This is a genomic window from Heyndrickxia coagulans DSM 1 = ATCC 7050 (assembly GCF_000290615.1).
GTDB lineage: Bacteria > Bacillota > Bacilli > Bacillales > Bacillaceae_C > Weizmannia > Weizmannia coagulans.
In genome coordinates, this window is record NZ_ALAS01000215.1 from 34,979 (window position 1) to 58,921 (window position 23,943).

Annotated in this window: 23 protein-coding genes and 1 tRNA gene; 3 read left to right on the forward strand and 21 right to left on the reverse strand. The window is 44.0% G+C overall.

The genetic code is table 11. The features are described from left to right. The first annotated feature begins 56 nt into the window (after window positions 1–56). Window positions 57–1,151, forward strand: a complete 1,095-nt coding sequence (locus IC21_RS11870) for an ABC transporter ATP-binding protein (protein ID WP_029141760.1) — start codon at window positions 57–59, stop codon at window positions 1,149–1,151. Window positions 1,152–1,499: 348 nt separating this feature from the next. Next, the gene (locus IC21_RS11875) at window positions 1,500–1,706 is read left to right on the forward strand and encodes an alpha/beta-type small acid-soluble spore protein (RefSeq protein ID WP_014095815.1); all 207 of its coding nucleotides are present in this window, start codon (window positions 1,500–1,502) and stop codon (window positions 1,704–1,706) included. 54 nt (window positions 1,707–1,760) lie between these two features. Here the strand turns inward: IC21_RS11875 and fumC are convergent, their stop codons facing one another. From fumC to IC21_RS11900, 5 genes are all read right to left on the reverse strand, one after another. Next, window positions 1,761–3,149, reverse strand: a complete 1,389-nt coding sequence (gene fumC / locus IC21_RS11880) for a class II fumarate hydratase (protein WP_029141761.1) — start codon at window positions 3,147–3,149, stop codon at window positions 1,761–1,763. A 489-nt stretch (window positions 3,150–3,638) separates the two neighbouring features. After that, on the reverse strand, window positions 3,639–3,887 hold the full coding sequence (locus IC21_RS11885) for a hypothetical protein (RefSeq protein ID WP_013858697.1): 249 nt from the start codon (window positions 3,885–3,887) through the stop codon (window positions 3,639–3,641). Further along, complete coding sequence (locus IC21_RS11890; protein ID WP_029141762.1) at window positions 3,884–4,153, reverse strand: hypothetical protein; 270 nt, start codon at window positions 4,151–4,153, stop codon at window positions 3,884–3,886. The genes IC21_RS11885 and IC21_RS11890 overlap by 4 nt, the downstream gene beginning before the upstream one ends. 1 nt (window position 4,154) lies before the next feature. Beyond that, window positions 4,155–5,108: an RpnC/YadD family protein gene (locus IC21_RS11895; RefSeq protein WP_029141763.1), complete on the reverse strand. Its 954-nt coding sequence runs from the start codon at window positions 5,106–5,108 to the stop codon at window positions 4,155–4,157. A 285-nt stretch (window positions 5,109–5,393) separates the two neighbouring features. Further along, window positions 5,394–5,465 (reverse strand) — tRNA-Arg (locus IC21_RS11900). Between the two features lie 240 nt (window positions 5,466–5,705). Here IC21_RS11900 and clpP point away from each other — a divergent pair. Continuing rightward, window positions 5,706–6,296, forward strand: a complete 591-nt coding sequence (gene clpP / locus IC21_RS11905; RefSeq protein ID WP_013858693.1) for an ATP-dependent Clp endopeptidase proteolytic subunit ClpP — start codon at window positions 5,706–5,708, stop codon at window positions 6,294–6,296. 81 nt (window positions 6,297–6,377) lie between these two features. Here the strand turns inward: clpP and IC21_RS11910 are convergent, their stop codons facing one another. From IC21_RS11910 to IC21_RS17600, 16 genes are all read right to left on the reverse strand, one after another. Further along, the gene (locus tag IC21_RS11910; protein WP_014095819.1) at window positions 6,378–6,647 is read right to left on the reverse strand and encodes an HPr family phosphocarrier protein; all 270 of its coding nucleotides are present in this window, start codon (window positions 6,645–6,647) and stop codon (window positions 6,378–6,380) included. A gap of 110 nt (window positions 6,648–6,757) precedes the next feature. Next, window positions 6,758–7,711: a DNA-binding protein WhiA gene (gene whiA / locus IC21_RS11915; RefSeq protein WP_029141764.1), complete on the reverse strand. Its 954-nt coding sequence runs from the start codon at window positions 7,709–7,711 to the stop codon at window positions 6,758–6,760. Between the two features lie 80 nt (window positions 7,712–7,791). After that, window positions 7,792–8,772: a gluconeogenesis morphogenetic factor MgfK gene (mgfK, locus tag IC21_RS11920; RefSeq protein ID WP_029141765.1), complete on the reverse strand. Its 981-nt coding sequence runs from the start codon at window positions 8,770–8,772 to the stop codon at window positions 7,792–7,794. Next, window positions 8,769–9,659 carry an RNase adapter RapZ gene (rapZ, locus tag IC21_RS11925; RefSeq protein WP_017551709.1) on the reverse strand — a complete coding sequence of 297 codons (891 nt, stop codon included), beginning with the start codon at window positions 9,657–9,659 and terminating at the stop codon, window positions 8,769–8,771. Before rapZ ends, mgfK begins: the two co-directional genes overlap by 4 nt. Before the next feature lie 36 nt (window positions 9,660–9,695). Beyond that, complete coding sequence (locus IC21_RS11930; RefSeq protein WP_013858688.1) at window positions 9,696–10,154, reverse strand: NUDIX hydrolase; 459 nt, start codon at window positions 10,152–10,154, stop codon at window positions 9,696–9,698. Window positions 10,155–10,790: 636 nt separating this feature from the next. Then, on the reverse strand, window positions 10,791–11,738 hold the full coding sequence (gene trxB, locus IC21_RS11935; protein ID WP_013858686.1) for a thioredoxin-disulfide reductase: 948 nt from the start codon (window positions 11,736–11,738) through the stop codon (window positions 10,791–10,793). Window positions 11,739–11,920: 182 nt separating this feature from the next. After that, window positions 11,921–13,432, reverse strand: a complete 1,512-nt coding sequence (locus IC21_RS11940; protein WP_029141766.1) for a tetratricopeptide repeat protein — start codon at window positions 13,430–13,432, stop codon at window positions 11,921–11,923. 99 nt (window positions 13,433–13,531) lie between these two features. Further along, the gene (locus tag IC21_RS11945) at window positions 13,532–14,047 is read right to left on the reverse strand and encodes an acyltransferase (protein ID WP_029141767.1); all 516 of its coding nucleotides are present in this window, start codon (window positions 14,045–14,047) and stop codon (window positions 13,532–13,534) included. Then, window positions 14,044–14,697 (reverse strand): pyrophosphatase PpaX, encoded by a 654-nt coding sequence (gene ppaX, locus IC21_RS11950; protein ID WP_029141768.1) that lies wholly within the window; start codon window positions 14,695–14,697, stop codon window positions 14,044–14,046. Before ppaX ends, IC21_RS11945 begins: the two co-directional genes overlap by 4 nt. 100 nt (window positions 14,698–14,797) lie before the next feature. Then, a complete protein-coding gene (lgt, locus tag IC21_RS11955; RefSeq protein ID WP_013858682.1) occupies window positions 14,798–15,613 on the reverse strand; it encodes a prolipoprotein diacylglyceryl transferase in 816 nt (271 codons plus the stop codon). A gap of 63 nt (window positions 15,614–15,676) precedes the next feature. Further along, complete coding sequence (gene hprK, locus IC21_RS11960) at window positions 15,677–16,630, reverse strand: HPr(Ser) kinase/phosphatase (protein ID WP_029141769.1); 954 nt, start codon at window positions 16,628–16,630, stop codon at window positions 15,677–15,679. Window positions 16,631–17,051: 421 nt separating this feature from the next. Beyond that, window positions 17,052–17,396, reverse strand: a complete 345-nt coding sequence (locus IC21_RS11965) for a phage holin family protein (protein ID WP_029141770.1) — start codon at window positions 17,394–17,396, stop codon at window positions 17,052–17,054. 123 nt (window positions 17,397–17,519) lie between these two features. After that, window positions 17,520–18,665, reverse strand: a complete 1,146-nt coding sequence (locus IC21_RS11970) for a DUF4097 family beta strand repeat-containing protein (protein ID WP_029141771.1) — start codon at window positions 18,663–18,665, stop codon at window positions 17,520–17,522. A gap of 403 nt (window positions 18,666–19,068) precedes the next feature. Further along, window positions 19,069–20,619 carry a glycosyltransferase family 2 protein gene (locus IC21_RS11975; RefSeq protein WP_029713773.1) on the reverse strand — a complete coding sequence of 517 codons (1,551 nt, stop codon included), beginning with the start codon at window positions 20,617–20,619 and terminating at the stop codon, window positions 19,069–19,071. 45 nt (window positions 20,620–20,664) lie between these two features. Continuing rightward, window positions 20,665–21,468: an ABC transporter permease gene (locus IC21_RS11980; protein ID WP_029141773.1), complete on the reverse strand. Its 804-nt coding sequence runs from the start codon at window positions 21,466–21,468 to the stop codon at window positions 20,665–20,667. Continuing rightward, window positions 21,465–23,612, reverse strand: coding sequence for a CDP-glycerol glycerophosphotransferase family protein (locus IC21_RS17600; protein WP_050996537.1), 2,148 nt, complete (start codon window positions 23,610–23,612; stop codon window positions 21,465–21,467). Before IC21_RS17600 ends, IC21_RS11980 begins: the two co-directional genes overlap by 4 nt. Window positions 23,613–23,943: the final 331 nt, after the last annotated feature.

Below are 23,943 nucleotides of genomic sequence, written 5' to 3' on the forward strand. Positions count from 1 at the left end.
TACGAAAGGGTTTTCCTTATAATAAAGACAACTTATGACAGGGGAGGGTTTTTACGATGACAGAACTGGCGCTTGAGCATATTTATAAGATTTACGACAATAATGTAACCGCTGTATCCGATTTTAATCTACATATTAAGGACAAGGAATTCATTGTATTTGTCGGTCCTTCCGGCTGCGGGAAATCGACGACGCTCAGGATGATTGCCGGGCTTGAAGAAATTTCAAAAGGCGATTTATACATGGACGGCAAACGGGTGAACGATGTAGCGCCGAAAGACCGTGATATCGCGATGGTATTCCAGAACTATGCGCTTTATCCGCATATGACGGTATACGACAATATGGCATTCGGGCTGAAACTCCGCAAAGTGCCGAAAGCGGAAATTGACAAGCGGGTACAGGAAGCCGCAAAAATCCTTGGCCTTGAAGAATATTTAAAACGGAAACCGAAAGCTTTATCAGGCGGGCAAAGGCAACGGGTTGCCCTCGGCCGCGCGATTGTAAGGGATGCAAAAGTGTTCCTCATGGACGAACCTTTATCCAATCTGGACGCGAAATTGCGGGTGCAAATGCGGACCGAAATTGCCCGGCTTCACCAGCGGCTGCAAACGACGACCATTTATGTGACACATGACCAGACGGAAGCGATGACGATGGCTTCAAGGATTGTCGTCATGAAAGATGGTGTCATCCAGCAAGTCGGAACGCCGCGCGAAGTATACGACTTACCTGCCAACCTGTTCGTCGCCGGTTTTATCGGCTCGCCAGCGATGAACTTCTTCCGCGGTAAACTGGACAACGGCAAATTTCACTTAAACGAATCGGTCCAGCTTGATGTGCCGGAAGGGAAAATGAAACATTTGAAAAGCCATATCGGCAAAGATGTCATTCTTGGTGTCCGCCCTGAAGACATCCACGATGAACCTGTTTTCATTGAAACAATGCCGGGCTCGGCCATCAAAGCCACGATTGATGTTTCTGAACTTCATGGCGCTGAAACGATGCTCTATTCCAGAATCAACGGGCAGGAGTTTATCTCCCGCATCGATTCCAGAACAGTTGTCAAACCGGGTGACGAAATCACGCTCGGGCTTGATATGAATAAAGCCCATTTCTTTGATGCCGAAACAGAGTTAAGGATTGGGTGAACCAGAAAGCCTGCCACTGAAAAAGTGATTTTTTATATCCGTATATCCAACATATAAAATGCAAAAAGACGTTGAAACACAAGCAGCATGAGTGTCTCAACGTCTTTTCTATTTTTGGGGTGCTTTTTCAGTGCCTCGCTGTTATATCCGGCTTTTTGATTTTCTCCGCAATCGCCGCCAATAGTTACCAGCCGGGAACCAGTATAATTAAAATTTTTTCCTCCATAATACGTAGTACATCGATCACATTCCGCTGGGTTCAACCAAGAAGGTGGCGGGGAATTCCCCGCTTGCTGGTGCAATTCCAGCCGGCCCAACCAAAAAACTTACAACAAGGAGATGACACAGATGGCAAACAACAGCAATTCAAACCAATTGTTAGTTTCCGGTGCTGAGCAGGCTCTCGACCAAATGAAATACGAAATCGCACAAGAATTCGGCGTAAACCTCGGCGCAGACACGACATCCCGCGCGAACGGATCTGTCGGGGGAGAAATTACAAAACGCCTTGTGCAAATGGCTGAACAACAACTTGGCGGTACTTTCCATTCGTAATATAACAAACCAATAAAATGGCTAAAAAAAGGGGGGCAACCGCCTCCCTTTTTATCAGTGATTTAAATTGACCATTTTTTCCGGCACGATCCACTCATCATATTGTTCTTCGGTTACATAACCTGTTTTAATGGCGGCTTCTTTCAGCGTTGTGCCTTCCTTGAAAGCCAGTTTCGCGATCTGGGCCGCTTTTTCATAACCGATATGCGGATTCAGGGCCGTCACCAGCATGAGGGAACGATTGACATTTTCCCGGATCGTTTCCACATTCGGTTCAATGCCGCGCACGCATCTTTCATCAAATGACTTCATCGCATCGCCGAGCAGATGGACGGACTGCAGGAAGTTATATATAATTACCGGTTTAAATACATTTAATTCAAAGTTGCCTTGGCTTGCGGCAAATCCGATTGCGGCATCATTCCCGAATACCTGGACCGCTACCATCGTCAAAGCTTCGCACTGGGTCGGATTGACTTTGCCAGGCATAATCGAGCTGCCCGGTTCATTGGCCGGAATCGAAATCTCACCGATGCCGCTTCTCGGCCCGCTCGCAAGCCATCTGACATCATTGGCTATTTTCATTAAATCTGCAGCAAGCCCTTTTAATGCCCCGTGGACATGAACGATTTCGTCATGGCTTGTGAGCGCATGGAATTTGTTATCAGAAGAAACAAACGGGTAGCCGGTTTGTTTTTCTAGTTCTTCCGCAACTTTACCGCCGAAAGTCGGGTCCGCATTAATGCCGGTGCCGACAGCCGTGCCGCCGATCGCCAGGTTCAAAATATGTTTTGCGCTTTCTTTGATCATGCGTTCGCTTTTTTCCAGCATGGCACGCCAGCCGCTGATTTCCTGGCCGAGAGTGAGCGGCGTTGCATCCTGCAAATGCGTGCGCCCGATTTTGATGATTTTCATGTATGCTTTTTCTTTTTCAAGCAGCGTTTCTTTCAGCTGTTCCAGCGGCGGCAGCAGCCTTGTCTGCAGTTCATGGTAGGCGGCAATATGCATCGCAGTCGGGAACGTATCGTTCGAGCTTTGCGACATATTCACATCATCGTTCGGATGGACGTGTTCTGCACTGTTTTGGGCGGAAAGGATTTCGTTTGCCCTTCTTGCCACCACTTCATTCACATTCATATTTGACTGGGTGCCGCTGCCTGTTTGCCAGACAACAAGCGGAAAATGCCCGTCAAATTTCCCGTCCAGCACTTCTTCACAAGCCTGAACAATAGCCTTCATTTTGGCATCCGATAATTTGCCGAGGCGGTTGTTGCTGACGGCAGCCGCTTTTTTCAAATGGGCAAAAGCGCGGATCACTTCCATCGGCATTTTTTCCCCGCCGATCGGGAAGTTTTCCTTGCTGCGCTGCGTTTGTGCCCCCCAATATTTGTCCCGCGGCACTTTCATTTCTCCGAGTGTGTCTTTTTCAATCCGGTACTCCACTTTCTTCCCCTCCTGTATGTGCTTACATTTGGCTTTTGCAAAACGGCGGCAAGCCTAAAAAACTTGCCGATATGTAGCTGCAAGTTTATTTTACTATAAATTCCCGCAAAGCAACACCTCAACGCTCGCGAGTCGCTGTTCAATTCCTTTTTGAGAACATATTTTCAGAAATCTTGCACCAAAAAAGCGGCATATCCGTTCACGAGCCGGCCAATGCCGTACATTTACCGTTTGCCGGTGTCACAGTCCTGAAAAAATGCCTGCCACTCTCCGGATTTGCCGGATTGTAACAGACATCATACCCCGCTAACGACCGCTTGAACGGCACCCCTGCTGACTCAGGCCGGCCGTTTTTTCAATGCATTGCGGGTTGCTACCGCCCTGAGAGCCTGTTCGCAATGGTGTGCACTTATTTTATTTCATATATTCGCGGATCAAAATAAGAATTCGACAGCTTCAATACTAGTTCTGTTTCGTCATAACCCGTATTCAAGGCTTTTCCCTCTCTATCTGCCTTTTGATTTTCATGATCTCGTCTTCACTCAAGCCGAATGCTTGGGCAATGACTTTTACATCCACTTGATTTTTTAACAAGTTGATAATAAATCTTCTTAACCTTTGCTCACCTTCTTCTCTTTCTTCTTTTCTTCCTTCCTCTTTCCCCTTTTTATACCCGCGGTCAAAGTAAGAATTTGGCAGCTTTAATACTTGCTCCGTCTCGTCATAACTCGGGTTCAAGGCTTTTCCCATTCTATCTGCCCTTTGATCTTCATGATCTCGTCTTCACTCAAGCCGGATGCTTGGGCGATGACCTTCACATCCACTTGATTTTTTAGCAAGTTAGCAATAAATCTTCTTAACTTATCTTCCCCTTCTTCTCTTTCTTCTTTTCTTCCCTTCTCTACTCCTATTTCAATTCCCTTCTTATACCCGCGATCAAAATAGGAATTCGGCAAGTCCAGGACAACTTCTTTTCCATCCACACCGGGAAATCTGACTTCCATCTTATGAATGCTCCAGTTGCTGTTTTATTTTTTCCACTTCCGTCTGGCTCAGACCGGTTTTTTCTACAATTAATTGAAGCTCCATACCCGCCAGCAACATTTTGATGGCAATTGGAATCGTTTGCAGCAATTTTTTTCTTTCTTCTTCTCTTCCCTTCTCTACTCCTATTTCAATTCCTTCTTCTCTGCCTTCCTCTTTCCCCCTCTTAAACCCGCGGTCAAAGTAAGAATTTGGCAGCTTTAATACTTGCTCTGCTTCATCCGGATCCAGCATCTTAATGTTTTCCATCACTTCCGCCTCCTCTTTTTCGTTCAGTTTTAAATAATAATCAAAGAAACCGTGTAACAGCCTCATTTTTGCAGGGTCGAGTTCCATGCGTGCCAGCATCCGCAGAAACTCCAGTTTGACCTGCACCCGTTCTTTTTCTGTATACCCCATTTTGCTTAATAATGCCGCGGCAACAGGGTTGTTGCTCCGGATATAATTTCTCCAATTTTGTTTCATCAGATGAATGGATAAATAGTGAAAACGAAGAATTTCAATGTTGTGGAACGCAAAGGTGTATGTATCAGGGGTTTCTGTTTTCTCCTCATAACTGAAAACGGCAATCGGCAATACCGGTTTCTGGTGCCGGAGACTGATCATCATATAATAACGAAACATGCGTTCAGGAAAGGGTTTCTCGTAATATGACTGCGGCTCTACATGGATGAGAATCACGGTGTCTTTCCCTTTTACCTTCGTTTCGGCAAGGATATCAACCCGTTTTTGTTCACCGCCCGGAAAGTCCGTAAACTGTTCCTGCGACAAAAACCTCACCCGGCGGTAGTCGAGATCCGCTGACACATCCGGGAAAAACGCCTCCATAAACTCCTGAAAAAAGTTTTGGATCAGCTCCTTAAACAAACGATCATGTACATTGTAACCGGTTTTCTTTTCCATTACCAGTTCCAATGGCAACACCTCTTTTCTTATTTTTCAGTTTTATTATAAAGGACAAACGTTCGTTTTTCAAGTTCCATGATTTATACAGAAACTGTTCAAAACCTGAATATATGGCACTATGAACGAAATGTCGCAGGTGGCGCAATGAATGAGATTTGTAGTGCAAAATCGGTGAAAAATTCAATCGATTGTTGCATTATTTTTTCACATTCAGAGAAAAAGAAAAACGACTGCAAATGCAGTCGTATCAAGGGTTTTAAAAAATTTTAAGCTAGTTGTTCAGTTTTTAGAAAACGCCCTCGGCAGGAATCGAACCCACATTTTGAGAACCGGAATCTCACGTGCTATCCTTTGCACCACGAGGGCAATAAGTGATTCAACAATAATAGATTATAAAGGACAATGAACAAAAAAGCAAGCCCCTTTTTGGTTTTATTTTATCGGAATTTGGTTATGATGGGTATTATAGTTCAGGTGAAGGCAATTCTTTTGACCTTCATTGACCAATATTGTATGATCAGTACATAAGGATGGAGAATAATTCCTTTAACATCCATGATTAGCATATGATGGACCATTCCGAAGAGAAGAAGGAGGATACTCAATATGAATTTAATTCCCACAGTAATTGAACAAACAAACCGCGGGGAACGCGCATACGACATTTATTCCCGCCTGTTAAAAGACCGGATTATTATGCTTGGCAGCGCGATTGACGACAATGTTTCCAACTCGATTGTTTCCCAGCTTTTGTTCCTGGAAGCGGAAAACCCTGAAAAAGATATTTATCTTTATATTAACAGTCCTGGCGGGAGTGTCACTGCGGGCCTTGCCATTTATGACACCATGCAGATCATCAAACCGGACGTGCAAACGATTTGCGTCGGGATGGCTGCATCAATGGGCTCCGTGCTGTTGACCGCCGGCACGAAAGGGAAACGTTATGCCCTGCCGAACAGCGAAGTGATGATTCACCAACCATTAGGCGGCGCCCAAGGCCAGGCAACAGAAATTGAAATCGCGGCAAAACATATTTTGTACACGCGCGCGAAATTAAACAAAATTTTGTCCGACCATACCGGCCAGCCGATTGAAGTGATCGAAAGGGATACAGACCGCGATAACTTCATGAGCGCGGAAAAAGCAAAAGAATATGGTTTGATTGACCATATTATGACAAAAAAAGAATTGAAATAAGATTGAACAAGGCCGTCCGCAAACGGGCGGCCTTGTGCTGTGTTTGAAAAACCCGCAGGCTGACGGCCGCATGCGCTTACATCAGGACGGAAGTTTTTCTTTCCCTTCAATATAGTTTGCCAAGTGTTCAAAAGCTTCTTCTTCATCGCTCCCGTCCACGCTCAGCGTAACAGTTTCCCCGTGGCCCGCAGCAAGGGTCATCAGCCCCATAATGCTTTTTGCATTTACCTTTCTTCCTTCTTTTTCAAGAAAAATTTCCGATGAAAAGCGGGTGGCTTCCTGGACAAATTGGGCTGCAGGGCGCGCCTGCAAACCGGATTTTAATTTCACTTCCAATTGTTTTTCGATCACGATAACCCTCTCCTTTCAAGTAGCAGGACGGGGGCGCCTTCTGCCAATACGCCCCCCGTCTTTATACTTTTTAAACCTATCCATCTTACATGATTAATTTTTGGCACCCATTATGAATTTTTATTGGCAGGCCCGTTTGCCCGCAGTTTTTCGGCAATTTCATCGATTTTGCGGAGCCGGTGATTGATGCCGGATTTGCTGATATGCCCGCCGGACACCATTTCGCCGAGTTCCTTCAACGTCACATCCTGATGGTTCACGCGCAATACTGCAATCTCGCGCAATTTCTCCGGCAGTACGTCAAGGCCGACCGTTTCTTCAATATAGCGGATATTTTCCACTTGGCGGAGGGCCGCCCCGATCGTCTTATTCAAATTGGCCGTTTCGCAATTGACGAGCCGGTTGACGGAATTGCGCATATCCCGGACAATCCGGACATCTTCAAACCGGAGCAGGGCATGATGGGCGCCGATAATATTGAGAAATTCCGTAATCTTTTCCGCTTCTTTTAAATACGTAATATATCCTTTTTTTCTTTCAAGCGTTTTGCTGTTTAAATGAAACCCGTTCATCAGGCGGCATAGTGCATCGTTGTGTTCTTTGTATTGGGAGGAAATTTCCAAATGATAAGAGGAAGTTTCCGGATTGTTAACGGATCCGCCCGCCAGAAAAGCCCCGCGCAAATAGGAGCGTTTGCAGCACTTCTTCTTCAGCAGTTCCGGGGAAATATTCCGGGTAAAGGTAAAATGTTCACCGAGAATATGCAAATCTTCCAATACTTCTTTTGCCCGGGCCTTCAGCCTGACAATGTAGACATTGTTTTTTTTCAGGCGCATTTTTTTCCTGACTAATAATTCCACCGGGACATCATATAATCTTTTTACAAGGACGTAAATCCGCCGGGCAATGGCGGCATTTTCCGTCTGCACATTGACAACCAGCACCTTGTTGGAAAAAGATAAAGATCCGTTCATCCGGATCAGTGCCGATAATTCGGATCTCACGCAGCAATCTTTTACTGCTAAATTGGTCAGCTCTTTCTTGATCTCTGATGCAAATGACATCCTCCAGGCCCCTCCCTTGGCAAAATTTAGAGCTATGCGAAAAAATGCACATGAAAAGGGGATGTTCCACCTTTATCCTTTCACCGGGCACTGGAGCGTGAAAGCCATTGCTGCTTTTTCAAAATATCATAAAGGATTTCGGCAACTTTTTCCGTATCGTGGCGGATGACCCCGCCTTTATACGTTAAAATATTTCCCGAAACCACCTCCAGGCCGAGCCCCATTAAACGCTTCACGTCGTATACAACAGGCTGTGCCAGCTCCTCGCGGTACCGGCTCATAACCGGTTCCGGCACATCTTCATCATTGACGAGGATCGTATCAATGCAGGCACTGCCCATATGGTTGAAAATCGTCTGCACGTGATCCGCGGCAGTATAATCATTCGTCTCGCCCGCCTGTGTCATCAAATTGCATACATACACTTTTTTCGCATGTGCCTGGCATACCGCTTCTCCAAGACCCGGCACCATTAAATTCGGCAAAATGCTTGTATAAAGGCTGCCCGGGCCGATCACGATCAGGTCAGCTTCCTGAATGGCCGTTAATGTTTCCGGAAGCGGCTGAATGACTTCAGGCGTCAAAAACACCCTTTTGATTTTTTTGCCGGACTTCGGAATTTTGGATTCCCCGGCAATGATCGATCCGTCTTCCATTTCCGCGTGCAGCACGACACTTTGGTTGGCGGACGGTAAAACCTGCCCCCGGACATTCAGGACTTTGCTCAGTTCCTTTACGGCGTGTACAAAATCTCCAGTTATCGAAGTGAGCGCCGCAATGATCAGATTGCCAAGCGAATGCCCGGAAAGTTCATCGCCGGTTTCAAAACGGTGCTGGAACATTTTTTCAAGCAGCGGCTCCACATCGGATAGAGCTGCGAGCACATTGCGGATGTCCCCTGGGGAAGGCATATCCATTTCATGACGGATTCTTCCGGAACTCCCGCCGTCATCTGCAACAGTTACAATGGCACTGATCTCAACCGGGTATTTTTTCAGCCCCCGCAAAAGCACCGGGAGCCCTGTCCCGCCTCCGATCAGCACAATTTTCGGATGCCTCATGGCTTACGCTCCTCCTTTCTTTTGATATCACGGTGGGAAATCGTTGTATGATAGTCTTTTTCAAAAAAATGGCCGATATACTCGGCAAGCGCGACAGAACGGTGTTGGCCGCCCGTGCACCCGATGCCGATCACCAGCTGGCTTTTCCCTTCCCGTTTGTAATGCGGGAGCATAAAAGCAAGCAAATCGGTCAGCTTTTCAAGAAATTTTTGCGTTTCATTCCATTTTAAAACGTAAGTGTATACCTCTTCGTCCAGTCCGGTTTTCGGGCGCATATGCTCAATGTAGAACGGATTCGGCAAAAACCGGACATCAAAAACAAGGTCGCAGTCAATCGGAATGCCGTTTTTAAAGCCGAACGACAGGACATTGACCGTGAAAACCGACTGCTTATTCGCCGAAAACTCCAACACGATTTTTTCGCGGAGTTCGCGCGGTTTTAAATTGGATGTGTTGAGAATAAGCTGCGCGCGCCCTTTCAGCTCCTCGAGGATTTTTCTTTCCTGCTGTATCCCTTCGAGCGGCGTCCCATCCGGCGAAAGCGGGTGGGACCGGCGCGTTTCTTTATACCTGCGCACGAGCACAGAATCATCCGCATCCAAAAATAAAATGGTGGGCGTAACCCACGAAGACTTGTCAAGTTCATCCAGTGCCCGGAACAAGTCATCAAAGAATTCGCGGCCGCGCAAATCCATTACAAGCGCGACTTTATTCATTTTATTACTGGCATCTTTCATCAGTTCCAGAAATTTTGGCAAAAGCGTCGGCGGCAAATTATCGACACAGAAAAACCCGAGATCCTCCAGGCTTTGGATCGCAACCGTTTTTCCGGCCCCGCTCATGCCGGTAATGATGACAAACTGCATTTGATTTCCTTCTAAACCCATTCTTTTTCCCCCTGACGGAAAATTTAGCATGGCGTTTCAGCTTGGATCGAGCCTGTATGAAAGCAATTCAAAGTCGGGCGTGTACGTAAACTGGCCGTAGATGATGCCGCTTCCGTGGACCATATATTCCAAAATATGGGTATCTCCCGCCGCCATCGGCAAGTTTTTAATTTCATCAATAGCATGCCACTGCAAAATTCCTTCAGCAGATTGCTCGAAGTTTTTGCCGTCGCCGTCTGTTGCGACAAACGTAAACATCATCCATTCAGACACGGGTTTATCCCTGTCTTTGATGACAATCGTGAAAACGCCTTTTAAATCAGGGTGTTTTAAATAAATGCCAGTTTCTTCGCGGTATTCGCGAATCACGGCTTCACGGACCGATTCTCCCTGTTCCATTTTCCCGCCAGGTGCAACCCACCAGTTGCGCCGCGGCTTTTGCAGCAATAAAACCTGTCCGTCCTTGATGAATACACAATTTGTTATTCTTTGCAAAGGAGTCACCTCATATCTGAACCGGAATGATGCGGACAAATCCGCATCTATTCAACCGATGGATAAACCTTTCCCGTGCGTAAAAACCATGTACTTTTTTATTATACTATTAATGAAATGGTTGAACAATGAATGCACCCGCCCCGTATATGTCAAGTTTTCCCCAATCGAGAAAATCGCGCGGGTGAAAGGCCGTGGCTCCCGAACTTTGTTTTGTCTTTCACCGGGCAAATGAAGGACAAATAGCCGGCAGCCACGCTTTGTTCTGTCTTTCATTATGCCGATGAAGGACAAATGGGCGCACGCCACCCCTTTAATTGTCTTTCATCTCCCGTATCAAAGAACCAGCGCATTATCAATCGGAAAAAGCAGCGCAATATCCTGCACCGGCTGCAAGTTTTGCACAAAAAAAGGGCACAGGGTTTTCCTGTGCCTGGGAGATAGGGTCTTTGAACCGCTTATAGCCGGAGCCATAAGTGTTCTTGGTTCAAACATATAAAAAAGGGGGTCAATTTATATTTATATCATACCGCAAGTTTATTTCATACGGGTTACAAACACGTTAAAACCACTTGACGTTTCAAACTTCCCTGTTTCGACAAAATGCCGGGGGATGCACGCCTTTTTATCCAGCACTCAACCGGCTTTCATAGCTTCTTTCAATTCTTCCACATAATGCTGGGCGTTTTGTGCGGCAATGCTGCCGTCTCCTGTTGCCGTGACAATTTGGCGGAGCGTTTTTTCGCGGACATCACCGGCTGCAAAAATGCCCGGAATTTTTGTTTCCATTTCCTCATTCGTCACAATATAACCGGCTTCATTGGTAATGCCCAGGTTTTCAAAAGGCTTGGTCAAAGGCACCATGCCAATATAAATGAAAACGCCGTCCGTTTTAAATGGTTTTTCCGATCCGTCCACAGTCGAAACGAGCGTGACAGAGCCGACTTTTCCGTTTTCTTCGTGGATTTCTTTCACCGTATGATTCCAGATAAAGTCAATTTTTTCATTTTTAAAAGCCCGGTCCTGCAGGATTTTTTGCGCCCGCAGCTGATCACGCCGGTGTACAATTGTCACTTTATTGGCAAAGCGCGTCAGGTAATTTCCTTCTTCGACAGCCGAGTCGCCGCCGCCAACCACAACGAGGTCTTTTCCTTTGAAGAAAGCGCCGTCGCACACCGCACAATAAGAAACGCCGCGGCCGCCCAGTTCGTTTTCGCCTTTGACACCGAGTTTCTTATATTGGGCGCCCGTTGCGATAATCACAGCAAGCGCTTTGTATGCTTTTGTGCCCGCTTTGACAATTTTATAATCCCCGTCTGTGTCAATGCCTTTAATATCGCCGTATGCATATTCGGCACCAAACTTTTTGGCATGTTCAAACATTTTATTTGACAGCTCCGGGCCGAGAATCGATTCATAACCCGGATAATTTTCCACTTCTTCCGTGTTGACCATCTGGCCGCCCGGAACGCCGCGCTCGATCATCAAGGTTTTCAAGTTTGACCGCGATGCGTAAACGGCAGCTGTCATCCCGGCAGGCCCCGCCCCGATAATGATCACATCATAAATTTGTTCTTCACTCATCGTTTGTACCACTCCTTATTGAAGGGCCGCGGCCGGGAAACCGCAGGCCGCCTGTTTTCATCGTTCCACAAAGATGCAATTCCATACGATTTTTTCGAAAAAACCCCACTTTCTTTTATGCAGTGGGGTTTTCTTTCATTCTCTATAGTAAAGGAATATTGGTTTATCGTCCATTCTTGTGCTTAAAGGAGCGATTTGATCCGGTTTGCGTATTTCCTTAACGTGGAGACGGAAATCCGGTACTCCTTTGCAATCGCCTGCTGGGACACTTTGTCGCCTTTTTGGCGGTGCCACAAGTAATCGAAAGCGGCGGCAAATCCGGCCTCATTTTGAAACCGTTCCCCGCGTTTCAGGCCGGTTAAAAAGATCGAAAACCAGGCGATCATTAAGTTGGTGTAGCCCGGAAACATCGGCCCGTAATGGCTGTGGAGAATACATGCAATATTGTGGCCGTGCACAAACACCTCATCCGGGTCAAACCGCTCGCGAATATCCGATTCCAGCACATGGGCGAGGTAAATTTTTTCGGCAAGCGTAAAATCATCAAGCGGCTTAAAATCCGGATGCGAGACAATATCCGAACGGTTGCTGGACAACCCGATCATGAAAATCCCGAAAAACCGCTCGGGCAACTCCGCACTGTTCAGCCTGTCCAAAACAAATTGGACATTTTTCTCGTTCATTTTCTTTTCCATTTCCCGGTTCCATGGTTCGCAGCCTTTTTTCTCCGGATTCAGTTCCACGAGCTGTTCCCAGGCGGCTTCTGCTGCCTGTTGCCGGCCCGTATGGTAAGCCGCCTGCGAAAGCCAGTAGTAAAACGAAGCATCCCCGTCAAATCCAGCTTTTCTCAACCGGTTCAGCCAAAGGTACGCCTCTTCATAGCGTCCGACAATCGCAAATGTGGCGCCAAGTTTATATTGATGGTCCAGTAACACTGGCCGGACTTTTTCAAGGCCGCGTACAATCTGTTCCAGCTTTTCGTCATCGTGTTTATGGTAGTAAAAGACCGCTAAATTGCAAAGCGCATGAAGATTGCCGGGGTTCTTTTCGAGCAAATCCATCAGCACCGCAACCGCTTTTTCCGTCTGGCCAAGGTAAAAATACGCAAGTGCCATGTTGTTGTAGGCGGACCAAAAATCAGGATATTTCTTGATCAATTTGTTCAGCTCCGAAAGCGCCATTTCGAAATGTCCCGCTTCGAGATACTGCCTGGCTTCCTCCTGCCTTGCCATGAGTTCGTCCTGTTCATACGAAAAAGAACCCGTTTCATCCTCTTTTTCGGCGTTCAGTATATAAATGAGTTCTTCCGCTTCCTCCCTGTACTCGCCAAACGGGTCCAGTTCAAGATATTTCCGTGCATTGTATAAAGCTTCATCAAAAAGCCCGAGGTCCGCATAATTATTGGCAATAAAATAATGGCATTCGACCATGCCGGGATCAAGTTTTGCCAGGATATGGCGAAAAATGTCAATTGCCTTTCGATATTCTTCGCAATAGGTATAAATGATCGCAAGCTGGCAGGCGATGACCGGATCGTACGGGTCAAGCTGGGCAGCGCGCTGCATATATTTCAATGCTTTTTTGATATCCCGGCGGTCATAAGCCTGGACACCTTTATTAAAATAGTATTCTCCCGTCGGTATAAAAGACAGCACATTGCCATGCTCCTGCCTTAATTTGGAATCTTTGCTCATGTTGTTCCCTCACAAACAAGTAACATTCATTATTTCTTGTAGTATAACATACAATCGGGAAGCCTTTAACCTTTTGGGATGAAGTAATTCTTCCCTTTTTTACAGTTTTGTTTGTCCCGGACCGTTCTTTTCGCTGCTTTTATGCCTGATTTGAAGCGGGTTCCCGCAGGCAAAGGAACCGGACGGCACATCTTTATGGACGACAGAACCGGCGGCCACCACCGCCCCGTCTCCGATCGTTACGCCGGGAAGGATGGTCGTGTTCGCGCCAATCATCACATCATCGCCAATTACCACTTCACCAATCCGGTATTCATCAATCAAATATTCATGCGCGAGAATGGTCGTATGATAGCCGATCACGCAGTTTTTGCCGACTGTGATCATCTCCGGGAACAGAATATCGACAAGCGCTTTGTAGGCAAAAGCCGTCTTGTCCCCGACTTCCATGTACAAAAAGGTGCGGTACATTTGATTTTTGAGGCGCAAAAACGGAAGAAAACGCGCGATTTCAATGACAAGCACATTTTTAAACACTTTCCAGAACGAAACGGTTTTATAAATTTGCCAAAGGGCATTCGATCCTTTAACCGGATACCGCTTTGTATTTCTCATTTTACATGGACCCCGACAATTTCAGCAAGATCCGGCATCGTTTCGAGCATAAAATCCGGGTTGTATTGCTCAAGAAAAGCGCGCCCTTTTGCCGACCATGCGACACCGGCCGACAAGGTGCCGGCATTTTTCCCCGCTTCGATATCATGGTAATTATCTCCGATCATGATCGCTTCTTCCGGCTTCGAACCGAGAAGGCGGAGCGCTTTTTGGACAGGCTCCGGATCCGGTTTGGCCTTTTTGACATCATCAAGCGCCACCACCACGTCAAAAAACGGTTCCAATTTTGCAAGTTTCATCCCTTTCATGATGGTGCCCTTCATTTTTGTTGAAACAATCCCGAGTTTAAAGCGGTGTTCCTTAAGCATTTTAATCGTGTCATATACGCCCGGAAATTCCTTGACAAGCGCATCATGCTGCTGAATATTATACGCCCGGTATTTGGCAGTCATTTCCTCCGCCCGTTCCGGATCGATCGACGCAAACGTGTCGATTAAAGGCGGGCCGTTAAAAATGAGCACATCCCCGCGGCTATAACGGCCCGGATAGTACGCATTGAGCGTATATAAAAAGGATTGGATAATCAATTCGTTTGTGTCAATTAAAGTACCGTCAAAGTCAAACAGCAATGTCGTAATCCGGTTTTTCAATCTGCTTCCCTCTTTCTTTTCAAGGCTCATAAAACGTTTGGCTGTCAAGCCCGTTTTTCTGCCAGCAACGGGCTGAACTATCCGGAAAAATCAATCCTCTTCACTGCTCGTCATATCGTTTGGCCGATAAGCCTGTTTTTCTACGGTAAAACCAGAGAATGAGCGCGCAAACAATCAGTATGAAAGATACAACCTGCGCCATGCGGATATGCGCGGTCAACATCAGGCTGTCCGTCCGCAAGCCTTCGATAAAGAACCGGCCGATCGAGTACCAGATAAGATAGGTCAGGAAAATCTCGCCCCTGTGCATCGCCGCCCGCCTTCTCAACAAAAGCAAAAAAACGAAACCTGCAAGATCCCAAAGTGATTCGTATAAAAATGTTGGCTGGTAATAAGTGCCGTTTATGTACATTTGATTGATGATCCAGTCCGGGAGATGCAAGTTTTCGAGAAAAGCCCTGGACACAGCCCGGCCGTGCGCCTCCTGATTCATAAAATTGCCCCAGCGCCCGATCGCCTGCCCTAAAATCAGGCTTGGCGCAACGATATCTGCAATTTTCCAGAAAGAAACACCCTTTGCACGTGTAAAAAGAATCGCGGTGGCGACCGCCCCGATCAGCGCGCCGTGAATGGCAATGCCGCCATTCCAGATTTTAATGATTTCACTTGTATGTTGTGCATAATATTTCCATTCAAACAGGACATAGTAAATACGGGCGCAAATAATTGAAACCGGAATCGCCCATATGCATAAATCGGCAATGATATTTTGGTCAACCGAAAGCCGGTCAGCTTCCCGCATCGCGAGGGCAAGGCCCAAAAGAATGCCGCAGCCGATAATGATTCCGTACCAGTGCACACTAAACCCGCCTAAATGAAATGCAATCGGATCGAGCGGGGTTATATTCGAATCCATTTTCCACAACCACTCCTTTTTTTCCGCGCCGTAAAGGCCAGCCTAAAATACAGCCGGCCATTTTTACGGTTCGTTCTTTTCTTCTTCCGTTCCCTGTTCGTGTTCTTCAATGACGTTTGCGAGCTTGGCCGTGAATTGCCGCGCCGCATTGACGCCCATATTTTTCAGGCGGTAATTCATCGCCGCCACTTCGATGATGATGGCGAGGTTCCGCCCCGGCCGTACCGGTACCGTCATCTTTGTAATTTCGGTATCAAGGATTTTGACTTTTTCCTCATCCAACCCGAGCCGGTCATATTGCTTATGCTCGTCCCATAACTCAAGATTGGCGATCATGGTAATTTTTTTATGGCTGCGGACCGCGCCAGCGCCAAACAACGTCATGACATTGATAATGCCAAGGCCGCGGATTTCAAGCAAGTGCTCGATCAATTCCGGCGCATGCCCGATCAGAGACCCTTCTTCTTCCTGGACAATCTCCACGCAGTCATCCGCGACAAGGCGGTGCCCCCTTTTGACAAGTTCAAGCGCTGTTTCGCTTTTGCCGACACCGCTTTTGCCGGTAATCAGAACGCCGACCCCGTACACATCCACAAGCACACCGTGGATGGCTGTTGCCGGGGCGAGCTTAAATTCCAAATAATTGGTTAAGCGGCTTGAAAACCGGGTTGTTTTCATCGGCGTCCGCATCACAGGGACCGACTTTTCTTCGGAAGCTTCTTTTAATTCATCCGGCACTTCCAAATTACGTGATATCACGATGCCCGGTGTAATATCGCTGCATAAGTTGTCCATCCTGCTTTTCCGTTCTTCCGGCGAGAGCCTGTTGCTGAATGTGATTTCCGTCATCCCGAGCAGCTGGATCCGGTCGGCCGGGTAATAATCGAAAAATCCCGTCATCTCGAGCCCCGGCCGTGAAATATCGCTTGTGGTAATGGGGCGGTGGATGCCCTCTTCCCCACTGATCAATTCCAGATTAAAATGTTCAATAATATCTGCTACGCGCACCTTTGCCACTGTAATTCCTCCTGTTAATTCCGGATGAAAACCACCGGAACGGCTTGTTGATGATTCAAAGGCTTCTTATTATTTTATCATTTCCCAAAGGGCCCGTTCCACCCTTTTCAACCAAAAATCATCCCATGCCGTATAAACTGCGTTAAAGCGGTTCAGGGCCTGCATGGCAAATCAGAGCGGATGCTGCTTTTCTCCTCTTCCAAAAGGGCGGACGCTATAAATGAACGAAAAATCGCCACCCTGTTGTAAAAAGATGGATGCTTCATGCTTAAGTCCTTTGAAATAAATGCCGGGCGGTGCGTTTTCATTGTAAAACAGTTTGGCTGCCTGAAAATGATTTAGCCTATCGGGCCATGGCATGAAAAAACGGCGGGTATTCGCCGCCGCTTTTTCAAAGCCTCTGTCCGGTCCGCCGCCTGTCTTATTTACGGAATACGGTTTTCTGTAAAATCAAGTTTACGACCGCCATGATGACCGCTACGATAAAAGCCATGCCGAAGCTGTCAATTTCAAAACTTGCGCCCATCAGTTCATCCGTCAGCACAAGCGTAATCGCGTTGATGACGAGCAAAAAGATGCCCAGGGTGAGAATCGTGATCGGCAATGTAAGCAAAATCAGGATCGGCCGCACCAAAATATTCAAAATGGACAAGACGAGGCTTGACATAACGGCAGCCCCGATATTTTCGACATAAAAGCCATGAAAATAGCCGGAAAGGGCAATAAATAATACAGCATTGATCAAGATTCCAAGTAACCAGCGCATGATCATCAAACCTTTTCTGTATGGTTCTTTTTACAGTATATAACGACACAGCTGCTGATGCCAGTAGCAGAGCAGGCACGCATCTTTTTTTCGCGGAATTTCTGCTCCCCGGCAAAAATGCGATTATGCTTCCGGGCTTTCTTCTTCCTCCAACTTTTGTTCGTTGATCGTAATGGACCCTGTTTTGGCATCGGCAAAAATGTATAATGCGGGCTCGGTGGTCCCTTTTCTGCTGAACCGCGCCACTTTCTGAATCATTTCTTTTCGTTCTTCATATTTCTCCATGCCTTGAAGGTCGATCGCAAAGTTGCCGAAGTTGGTTTTTCCTTCCCCATGTACGGAGATGTTTTCCGGGATGGTCATTTCAATGTTTCCGGAGACGGTCTTGCTGTGCAATGAATCGGCGCCCGGAGCCATTTTTACCGTAATATTGCCGTTAAAGGCTTCAAAGTCTGACCGCCTGCAAGCACCGTTCCACCGGATATCCCCGTTCATCGTCTGTGCTTCAACCTGCCCGATTGTATTTCCGTCAAAATCAATGGTGCCGTTTCCCGTTTCGACTTCCGCCGTTTCCAAATCGGCATGTTCCACAAGTACTTTTCCGTGGAGTGTTTTCACTTTTAACTGGTCTGCCTGAATGTCTTTCACCTGGACGTTTCCATTGAAAGTGCTCAACGTGATTTTCCGGTAGCGGGACGCCGGAACGTAAACGGCAGTATCCACTTTCATCCATTTGGATTGCGTAGAAAACACAAGCCTGCCGCCCTCCACCGAAAACGTGCTATTGTTGAGCAGAAAACTGCGGGCATCTTCCCTGTCATTGGTACGGTACACTTTTGCCTGACATTCCACTCGCACATCTTCCTGATCCCATTGTTTAAACGTTAAATGCCCGTTTGCGATATCCAATTCAATCATATCGGTTTCCGGCAGGCTTTGCTGGAAGACATGGGAGACTTCGGCAGACTGGCCCAGCTGAAGATCAAAGTCCTTTATTTTTTTCAGCGCGCCGCCGACAAGATCAAACAGTTTTTCTTTCGTTTCATTAATATTCCGGTCTGCATCCCGGAACTTTTTCTGCCCGGTTGTGCTCCCAGCCTCTCCGCTGCCGCCGTTTGCATCCTGTTTCCCGCTTTCTGCCGGATCCTCTTTCGGCGCCATTTCGCCCGCCTCTTCCCGGTCCAAAGCCTCCAACAGCGTTAGCGCCTCATCCGTCGACAACTTCCCGTCCTTCACCATATCCAAAATCCGTTTTCGTTTGTTTTCCATGGGGGGCCTCCTTTTTTATACCTACAACACTCTTACGAAAAACAGGAAAGCAAAGTTTCTGTTTTGACCTAATATCTATAGCATATTTGAATGCAAATAAAAATTCAAATGCATACTGAAAAACGTAAAAAATAAGTTAAAACATCCGATTTTTAATAATTCTGTTGAAATCTACAATAATTTTCGTATTCAAATTTGTTACTCTCAGATATCTGGCTGAACGACTCAGATAAAGTTAAATAAAAGCCCAAATCTGGTCATCAAAATATAAAATATTTGTTAAAAAATTCAGTTAAATAATCTCAAGTTACCGGTTTTTATCTTTGCTCAAAATTTTATCCAGCATGTCTTTTGTAGCAGGCTCAATATACAAAGAAAGCGCCTTTTCGAGGCACTTTTTTATTCATTTTATCTTAAGGGCAATATTAGAGTTAACAGTTGTATAGAAAGTGTAATTTCGCCCTTCATAAGTGATTTTATTTTCGTTGATTCTTCTTATATTTGTTTTTTCGTATCCATTGTATCGCAAATATATTGTAAAACTCGAAGTCGGAAGGGGTTTTAATTCCTCCATATTCACCACTAAATGGGCAGTTCCATTTTCATCAATATCTACAGGATAAGCTTTTTGGTACAGTGCATTCTGTTTATCAACAAACAAAACATCTTTCACTTTGTCTACATAGTCCCCATAAACACTAAATATTAAATGGTAGCAATCCCCTTCAAAATAATCTTTTTGAAAAACAGCAAGCATTGAAACTCTGATGAATTTATATTTTTCATCTTTCAAAGGGGAAACAACATAAGGAAGCTGGTTTTTAATTAATACATCCTTTACCTTCTCCCCCTTTTCCCATTTGAACAATTTTTCAATATCGTCATATCGACCTTCTTTAAAAAGTTCATACGCGGCTTTGTTAATTGGTTTGAAAAAGTTTTCCGAAAAATCGTATCTTAATTTTTGGGTTGTTTTTAGTACTTCCTCAAAAATATTGAAATAAGTACTTTTGTTTTTGCTCTTTAAAAAATGTTGCCTGTTAAAGAGCCGAGTAATGGAGTCAAATTCGTATAATCGATTTAATATCATTTTTTCTTTCTCTACATCTAAACGTTTCTTGATAACATAATTGATTACCGCAATATTGCTCTCCATTTTCTCTGTAATATCCGTTTTCTTTGTTAAAGAACCATTATTTTCATCCAACCTATTTAGATAATAAATTGGCACAGTTGTTGTGGAGATTGCTTTACAATTAATAAGAACATCTATAAAAAATTGTTTATCCTCTGCAAATCGCATTTCAGGGAATCTTATTTTATTTTCCTTTAATAACTTTGTTCTCATCATTCTGGCTCTCGGTCCTAAATGTTGAAAAATATGTGGGATTGAAAATGGAGAAACACTTCTTCTTTCCTCACACGACTCATGTTCCCCTACAATTTTATTCCCCTTCGAATTCACTTCTATCGTTTTGCCTACAATATAGTCGTCCCCTGTTTTCTCTAAAATATCATACATTTCTTTTATGCCATTTGGATCGAGCCAGTCATCAGCATCCAAAAACGTTATATAATCTGCATTTGACAATTTTATTCCCAAATTTCTAGGCTGAGCAGGTGTCCCTGTATTTTTCTTCAAAAAAACAACTACAATGTTTGAATATTTTTCACTGAATTCCAATAAGATTTTCCTAGAATTATCGTTCGAACAATCATCCACTAGAATATACTCAATATTTTCAAAGCCAATCGTTTGATTAATCACTGACTTGATTGTCTTTTCTAAATTTTTCTCCGCATTATAAACCGGCGTCACTACTGTTACCTTAGGATAAACATTTGTTTTCAAAAAATATTTTTTATTTTTAACAAAGTAACCTTCCAAATTATACTTAATATTATTTTGCCTCTCGAAAGCCTTCCTCTTTTCCAACAGTTGTTTTTCGTCCACAATAATCCCAGCCTTTTTTAGATATTCCTCTTATAAAAGGTTAACTTAAAGAAAGTCAACAAACCGATTTCTAAATTTTACATGTAAGATACAACCTATAATAAAAATAAAAATGGTCATTCCCCAATAATATAATGTATAGTGCCAATGATCAATAAAATACCATCCTCCATTTCCGAGTAATGAGTATCGATAACCTTCAATGACATAATAAAACGGATTAAGCTTTAAAACTGCTTGTATTTTGGGAGAAAGTGTATTAGGATTCCATAAAATTGGTGTAAGATAAATCATCATTCTCATAAGAGCTTGAACTATATTTTGTACATCCCGAACAATAGTCGATAAAGTTGAAGTAACAAGGGACAATCCAAATACAAAAATATAGACGCTAATAAAGTAATAGGGTATACCAATATAATAAATAGAAACCGGATATCCCTTTAAATTTAAGGCCACAATAACAATCGCTAAAAGCATGAAATGTTGATAAGACTTAGACAAAATCACATAACTGGGAATGGCACTTAGTGGAAAATTCATCTTCGCTACCATTTTAATTCTTGTATAAACAGATCTAGAACCCTGCAAGACAGAAGGGTAAATAAAAAACCATACAGATATACCCGAAAGCATCCATGGAATAAATTGAGGGCGAGGATGCCCTCCTCTAATACCAAAACCGAATACAAACCAATATATAGATATTTGAATCATCGGGTTAATGATTTCCCACAAAACTCCCAGGTAATTACTTTTATTTTGGCTTCTCATTTCATAAGCCGACAATCTAAGGATTAGATAAAAACTATTTATTTGTTCCCTTATGACAATAATAGCTGATTTCATATTTCTTTCCTTCCTAGAAAAACGCGGTTTACGACTTTTTCAGATGATCTTCCGGATTCCAAATAACAGAATTGTTTATAAAAAACACTAAAAGACTCCGGAAGTTTATAGCCATTCGCATCAAGCTTTTTAATTTCATTAATGATTTCATCAGTTGTTTTTACTAGCGGCCCTGGTGCGCTCTTTTCAAAGTCAAAATAGAAACCACGTAATTTGTCACGGTACTCATCAATATCATAAACAAAAAAGATCATTGGCCGCTTTAGGATTGCATAGTCAAAGAACACGGATGAATAATCTGTAATTAATAAATCGGCTAAGAGGTACAATTCCCGGATATCCTCATGATTAGAGAAATCATAAGCAAACCCAGTATAAAGCTTTAGATCCAGTTTGCTGGCAACAAGATAGTGCATCCGCATCACAATGATATATTGATCACCTAATTTCTCCTTAAGTTTTTCCAAATCTAATGCCAAGTCAAACTTATACTTGCCTTTCCCATAATACTTATTGTCTCTCCATGTCGGAGCATATAAAATAATTTTTTTATCTTCCGGGAGCCCGTATTTGAGTTTCAAAGCCCGTATTTCTTCAGGGTGATTTTTTTTGAAAAGAAAATCGTTACGAGGATACCCCGTCTCAAGTATTTCCTTGTCAAAGCGGAAAGCTCGTCTGAAAATTTCAGTAGAATAAGCATTTGGAGAAATAAGGTAGTCCCAATGGCTCGCTTCTTTAAGGAAATTACGTTTATATTTCTCAGTTGTTGTGCCGGGCATATGAACTTCTTCCATATCAGCAGCCAGTTTTTTTAACGGCGTCCCATGCCAGGTTTGAAGATAGACTGTATGAGCCGGCTTCGGTATCCAAAGCGGCATTCTGCTGTTCACAACCCAGTATCTTGCCCTCGCCATAGCAAACAGCCATCTGATTGAAAGACGTTTTACAACAATTAAATCCCTATTCTCAAAATTAAAAGAAAACCTCCTATCAACACTCCAATATAATTTATACCCCGGGTACTTTTCTTTCATGTATTCGTAAATAGCACGAGGGTTATCACTATACTGTTTTCCAAGAAAGCTTTCGAACATAACGAGCTTTTTATTTGCCGGAAACATTCCAACAAATTTAAATGCAAACTGATATGCTCGTTTCGTATATCTGCTTCTTTTAATTTTCCGTATCCTTCTCTTCACAATTAATTTCAGGTGAGTAGAATAGCGGTAATCATCTACAGAAATTGATAAAAACTTCTTTTTCTTGGTTCTGGTCACAAGCAGTTTTTTCTTTTGACCATTATATTTTTTAATGTATTTTTGTCCTTTACTAAATGGGCTGTCCGGAATAAATTTTAAACGTGCCGATTCTTTTACCTCTCCGTCTACATTTATTTTTAAATACGATTTATATCGGACTTTTCCTTCCCCTAAGAGAGCGATATCTTGAGACTTTATTTCGACATAAAAGCCTGCATGACTAAAATCTAATCCATGATGGCCATAATCTTTGGTTAAATCCTCACGATTAATAAATTGAGCCGGGTATTTAATTTCAATTTCCTGCTTTTTATTCCTTAAAATAAATTCTCTCTCTTCTAACCGATCTTTTCCTGTTGGATCTACAACAAAGCCACTCAAAGAAATTAGCCCTGTCTTATCAATGGACACTCTTTCAACTTTCGCAATTACTCTTGGATCCTTTATCCGAAATGAAACATTTCCTTTGTTTGTTGAAAAAGGTAAAAAAATTTTATTTTCTTGCCGATTCACATAATATAATAACTCAATATGCTGAGTATTACTCCTTAATCGAAACCTGAAAGGCTCTCCTGTTTCTTCATCTTCTTCAGTGTCCAGTTCTGTTATTTTCTCTTTTGTTAAATATACATCCCAAATATCGTCAAAAAGCACGAAGTGATCAAGCTCTTTTTTTTCTATCTTTGAACAAACTACACAAACTTCCCCGCTTTTTGATAGTTCTTGTATGCTATATGTTTTTTTCAACCCTCTATAACGGCTAACAAGGGTAAGTTGCAGCGGAGACTGGTCTTCAGCAATATACAATGGAACATATATTTCGAGCAAATAATCATCATGCTGAAATTTTAGTTCTTTCAAAGTACATCTTTTTGTTTCCACCATATGTATTTTAACTCCTCCCGGAAGCAGAATTCCTACTATGCTAATACAAATATGTAATTAAATTATAACTGGAATTCCCAGTAGATTATTGATTCTAAAGACTTGAAAAATCAGTAATCCTGTTCATGTCGAAATTATCTTCTTTAATGTACTGCAATCTCTTCAGTGTAAAAAGCTGCAGGTCGAAGTTCTAATTGCTCATATTCTTCCCAAAAGCTCTCGAAGCCTTCATAAAATTATACTTCATTTTTTCAGACCCCACCACTACCCGGTCAAAATGGGCATACACTTTTTTAAACCGCTTCAATGCACGCTTGCCCCTCGTGCGGAT

Excerpts from the sequence above, each read along its gene's own strand:
- IC21_RS11870 (WP_029141760.1), top strand. The coding sequence starts at position 57 with ATGACAGAACTGGCGCTTGAGCATATTTATAAGATTTACGACAATAAT.
- IC21_RS11875 (WP_014095815.1), top strand. The coding sequence starts at position 1,500 with ATGGCAAACAACAGCAATTCAAACCAATTGTTAGTTTCCGGTGCTGAG.
- IC21_RS11890 (WP_029141762.1), bottom strand. The coding sequence starts at position 4,153 with ATGGAAGTCAGATTTCCCGGTGTGGATGGAAAAGAAGTTGTCCTGGAC.
- clpP (WP_013858693.1), top strand. The coding sequence starts at position 5,706 with ATGAATTTAATTCCCACAGTAATTGAACAAACAAACCGCGGGGAACGC.
- whiA (WP_029141764.1), bottom strand. The coding sequence starts at position 7,711 with ATGTCATTTGCATCAGAGATCAAGAAAGAGCTGACCAATTTAGCAGTA.
- mgfK (WP_029141765.1), bottom strand. The coding sequence starts at position 8,772 with ATGAGGCATCCGAAAATTGTGCTGATCGGAGGCGGGACAGGGCTCCCG.
- rapZ (WP_017551709.1), bottom strand. The coding sequence starts at position 9,659 with ATGGGTTTAGAAGGAAATCAAATGCAGTTTGTCATCATTACCGGCATG.
- trxB (WP_013858686.1), bottom strand. The coding sequence starts at position 11,738 with ATGAGTGAAGAACAAATTTATGATGTGATCATTATCGGGGCGGGGCCT.
- IC21_RS11940 (WP_029141766.1), bottom strand. The coding sequence starts at position 13,432 with ATGAGCAAAGATTCCAAATTAAGGCAGGAGCATGGCAATGTGCTGTCT.
- IC21_RS11945 (WP_029141767.1), bottom strand. The coding sequence starts at position 14,047 with ATGAGAAATACAAAGCGGTATCCGGTTAAAGGATCGAATGCCCTTTGG.
- lgt (WP_013858682.1), bottom strand. The coding sequence starts at position 15,613 with ATGGATTCGAATATAACCCCGCTCGATCCGATTGCATTTCATTTAGGC.
- IC21_RS11965 (WP_029141770.1), bottom strand. The coding sequence starts at position 17,396 with ATGCGCTGGTTACTTGGAATCTTGATCAATGCTGTATTATTTATTGCC.
- IC21_RS11970 (WP_029141771.1), bottom strand. The coding sequence starts at position 18,665 with ATGGAAAACAAACGAAAACGGATTTTGGATATGGTGAAGGACGGGAAG.
- IC21_RS11980 (WP_029141773.1), bottom strand. The coding sequence starts at position 21,468 with ATGAAATCAGCTATTATTGTCATAAGGGAACAAATAAATAGTTTTTAT.
- IC21_RS17600 (WP_050996537.1), bottom strand. The coding sequence starts at position 23,612 with ATGGTGGAAACAAAAAGATGTACTTTGAAAGAACTAAAATTTCAGCAT.